Here is a 1139-nt window from a genome sequence, read left to right on the forward strand (position 1 = left end):
GCATCGCGAAATCGCGCGTCGCTGGAGCGGTCTTGCCGACGAATTCGCGAGCCGCAATGAAGGAGCAGAGCAATGAACCAGCGTGAGACGGCCTTCGCCGATATCAATGCACGCGCTGCGGATGAAGTCGCGCCGGAGCACGAAGCGCACTCGCGGCGTCATGTCGGCCGTTCGATGGAGCGCCTCGAAGACCCCGCGATCCTGACTGGCCGCGGGCGCTACGGCGACGACATCGCGGTCAAGCCCGGCACGTTGCACGCGGCGGTTCTGCGGTCGCCGCATGCTCACGCCGAACTCATCGCAATCGATACAGAAGCTGCGTCGAAGCTCGGTGGCGTGCGCGCCGTACTCTCACGCGACGATCTGCGCGGATGGTCGCGGCCGTTCGTCGTCGGCGTGAAGTCACCGATGGAGCAGTGGTCGCTAGCGATGGATCGCGTGCGCTATGTCGGCGAGCCGGTGGCCGTCGTGATGGCGGAATCACGCGCGCTCGCTGAAGATGCGCTCGACCTGATCAAGGTCGAATACGCGATGCTCGATCCGGTCACGTCGATCGAGCAGTCGACGAAGAGCGATGCGCCGCTCCTGCACGAACGCGTCGGCACGAACGTGATCAGCGACCGGCACTTTCACTATGGCGAGCCGGAAGCCGCGTTCGAACGAGCGCCGCATCGCGTGAAGGTCGTCGCGCACTATCCGCGCAACACGTGCGCGCCGATTGAATGCGGCGTGGTGATCGCGGAGTATCTGTCGGGCGACGAAGGCTACGACGTCACGTCGAATTTCATGGGGCCGTTCTCGCTGCACGCGGTGATGGCGATGGCGCTCAATGTGCCCGCGAACCGTTTGCGTCACAAGGCGCCGCGCGATTCGGGCGGCAGCTTCGGCGTGAAGCAGGCGGTGTTCCCGTATGTCGTGTTGATGTGCCTCGCGTCGCGCAAGGCCGGTGCACCGGTGAAGTGGGTCGAGGACCGGCTCGAACATTTGAGTGCGGCGACCTCCGCGACGGCGCGGCTCTCGACGCTCGAAGCCGCTGTCGAAAGCGATGGACGCATCACCGCGCTTTCCTACGATCAACTCGAAGACGTCGGCGGCTATGTGCGCGCGCCGGAACCTGCAACGTTCTACCGGATGCACGG

At 65.1% G+C, this 1139-nt stretch carries 1 protein-coding gene; it reads left to right on the forward strand.

From position 1 onward, the window contains the following. Positions 1-72: 72 nt before the first annotated feature. Positions 73-1139: xanthine dehydrogenase family protein molybdopterin-binding subunit (locus ACAX43_RS32915; RefSeq protein ID WP_370712483.1), on the forward strand; the 1067-nt coding region annotated here is incomplete at its 3' end.

Origin of the sequence: Paraburkholderia sp. IW21 (assembly GCF_041321145.1) — a bacterium.
Taxonomy (GTDB): Bacteria; Pseudomonadota; Gammaproteobacteria; order Burkholderiales; family Burkholderiaceae; genus Paraburkholderia.